Here is a 2,771-nt window from a genome sequence, read left to right on the forward strand (position 1 = left end):
TTCAGGGAACCAATGAAGGCGGGTTCACAATCAAGACTTCCACCGGATCGGCCACGTCCCATTGGGCGGATTATGCCAATCTTTATGCCGGTTGTTGCGCCTATTTCGGTGGTACTTGGAGTAATGGGGATGATGCGGGGCCTTTCCGGTTCCATGTGGATTGTGCCGCCTCGAATTCCTATTCCCGTCTTGGCGCCCGCCTGATGTATAAGAAGAAAGCGGCCTAAAAACCGTTTCCTTGGGTAGTCACTGGTAGATTGTGGCACAACACAAAACTGAAACCTTCCAGCATTACAACCATTATCCCACCATAGAACGGGCCTTATTATGACTGGTAAATAAAAAAAGATAGCAGATAATGCCAATCTTTATGCCAGTTATTACGCCAATTTCAGTGGTAATTGGAATAATGGAGATAATGCAGGGCCTTTCCAGTTCAATGTGAATTATGCCACCTCGAATTCCAATTCCAATCTTGGCACCCACCAAATGTTTGATCCTTCCTTTTCGATGTTTAGGAATGATGTTACTGCCCCGGCCCCCGGCAACAGAACCGGGCCGGGGCTTTAACAATAAATGGTGCTGTGACTACCCGGCCACTTGGCAGAACACAAAAATTATTTCACCTGTATCAGTAGACTTGAAAATTAACTTTCAAGGTTGACCATTCGGGTTCAAAAAACATCAATGGAAACGGGGTGTTCCATGAAGCGGTACGGCAATATCTATGAAAAAATCTGTGACATGGACAACTTGCGGGAAGCCCACCGGAACGCCCGTAAAGATAAACTGTTCTATGCAGAAGTGGTGATGGTTGACAGCGACCCGGACAAATACCTTTCAGAAATCCGGGAAATGCTGATCAACCACACCTATTCTGTAAATCTGGACGATTACACAATTTCAACTATCAATGACAAGGGAAAACAACGTGAACTTTGGAAACTGCCCTATTTCCCACACCGGATCATTCAATGGGCAATCATGCTTCAGATTGAACCGATCTTCAACAAAGTTTTCACCGGGTTCACTTGTGCTTCCCTTCCAAACCGTGGGATCAAGAAAGCCCAAGAGTTGGTGAACACCTATCTGAAGGACGAACCGGGAACCCAATACTGTTTCAAGATGGACGTTCACCATTTTTACCCAAATATCAATCATAGGATTCTAAAGCGCCTGTTGCGCAAGAAATTCAAAGACCCTGAATTATTGACCCTGCTGGATATCATTATTGACAGCCACCCGCCCAAAGGTGTTCCGATCGGTTCTTATCTATCCCAATACTTAGCCAATTTTTATTTGTCCTACTTTGACCATTGGCTGAAAGAACAGTTACACTTGAAGTATGTTGTTCGCTATATGGATGATCTTATGATTTTCCACCATAGCAAACAGGTACTTCATTGGGTTGCCCGGAAAATCATGGAATACCTTGGAACTTTCCTTGACTTGAGCCTAAAGAAAAATTGGCAAGTGTTCCCCACTTCCACCCGTGGCGCTGATTTTGTCGGTTATAGATTCTTCCACGGGTTTACCCTGCTACGGAAAAAGACCTGTAAGCGATTCAAGAAACACATGGTGTTGATCCGGGAAAAGTGGGAGAGCGGGAAGCGCATTTGTTACAAGGAATGGTGCAGGATCAATAGCTATAAGGGTTGGCTAAAATGGTGTGACAGCTTCCGCCTAGCTGAAAAGTACATTACCCCTGTTTTGGCGGCGGCTGAAGATTATTATATCAATGTCATTAAGAAAAGAAAGGCGGTAACAGCATGAAAGACATGGGCATAGTCCGGGGAAGCCCGGAAATGGCGCAACCTTTGGTGGTTGGCACCGACACGGTTTTTGTTCACACCGACATTGAGCCGGTGACTGAGGATCAGAACGGAAACCCAATCGAAAATGAATTTCAATACCATGAAATTCAGTATGAAAAAGATGAATTTATCAAGTTGTTGGCGGAACAGACCGCCGAAAACAACGGCTTAATGAACACTATTCTGGGGGTGACAGAATGAACCGCAAAGAATTTGTGGCCCAGCAGATGAACCGGGCCTTCCAGCTTATGGCCGATGGGCTGAATCTGCGCGAAAGCCAAGCAATGGAAATTGCCGATCTCTATGAGGGATGGGCTACCGGCAAAGCCTACGCCACCGGAAAGATCGTAAAGTATGGCGTGAACGCCGATGGGGAAACCCAGCTTTACACCGTCCTTCAGGATCACACTTCCCAAGAGAACTGGACACCGGACACGGCCCCCAGCCTTTACAAAAAGGTTGGGTTCACTGATTCCGGGCTTCCGATCTGGACACAACCCCTGGGCGCTTCCGATGCCTACAACACCGGGGACAAAGTTTCCCACAAGGGGAAAGAATGGCTTTCCACCGTTGATGGCAATGTGTGGGAGCCGGGGGTATATGGTTGGGAAGCTGAATAAAGGCCCCTGGAAGGCCCTTACAGGGCCTTTTGCCTTTGGTAGTATAAATTTCATTGCCTGACCTTAAAACGCCGCCTAGCGGCCCAGCAGGGCGGGAATTTGACAAGGTAAAAGCGGCCCCCAATTTGTGGGGCCGTTTTTATATATCATTTTCAGAAAGGATGGTTTACATGAAAGAAGGGTTGTGCGCCGGGATCGGGATTGTGGGGGGCTTTATCGCTTCCTTGTTTGGGGGGTGGGATGCGGCCTTGATCACTCTGCTGATTTTCATGGGTATTGACTACCTGACCGGCCTGATCGTGGCCGGAGTGTTCCACAACTCAGAGAAAACGCCTAA

Annotated in this window: 5 protein-coding genes; all 5 read left to right on the plus strand. The window is 47.3% G+C overall.

Features of this window, described 5'->3' with window-relative positions:
- Positions 1-227, plus strand: a 227-nt coding sequence (locus D1841_RS18800; protein ID WP_347564049.1) for a hypothetical protein, incomplete at its 5' end; no start/stop codon positions are given.
- 478 nt (positions 228-705) lie between these two features.
- Positions 706-1,773: an RNA-directed DNA polymerase gene (locus D1841_RS16935; protein ID WP_160644723.1), complete on the plus strand. Its 1,068-nt coding sequence runs from the start codon at positions 706-708 to the stop codon at positions 1,771-1,773.
- Positions 1,770-2,015, plus strand: a complete 246-nt coding sequence (locus tag D1841_RS16940; protein ID WP_160644725.1) for a hypothetical protein — start codon at positions 1,770-1,772, stop codon at positions 2,013-2,015. Before D1841_RS16935 ends, D1841_RS16940 begins: the two co-directional genes overlap by 4 nt.
- On the plus strand, positions 2,012-2,434 hold the full coding sequence (locus D1841_RS16945) for a carbohydrate-binding protein (protein WP_160644727.1): 423 nt from the start codon (positions 2,012-2,014) through the stop codon (positions 2,432-2,434). Before D1841_RS16940 ends, D1841_RS16945 begins: the two co-directional genes overlap by 4 nt.
- A gap of 170 nt (positions 2,435-2,604) precedes the next feature.
- A partial coding sequence (locus D1841_RS16950) for a phage holin family protein (protein WP_160644729.1) occupies positions 2,605-2,771 on the plus strand: 167 nt, incomplete at its 3' end.

Origin of the sequence: Neglectibacter sp. X4, from assembly GCF_009917365.1 — a bacterium.
In the GTDB taxonomy this organism is placed as follows: domain Bacteria; phylum Bacillota; class Clostridia; order Oscillospirales; family Acutalibacteraceae; genus Acutalibacter.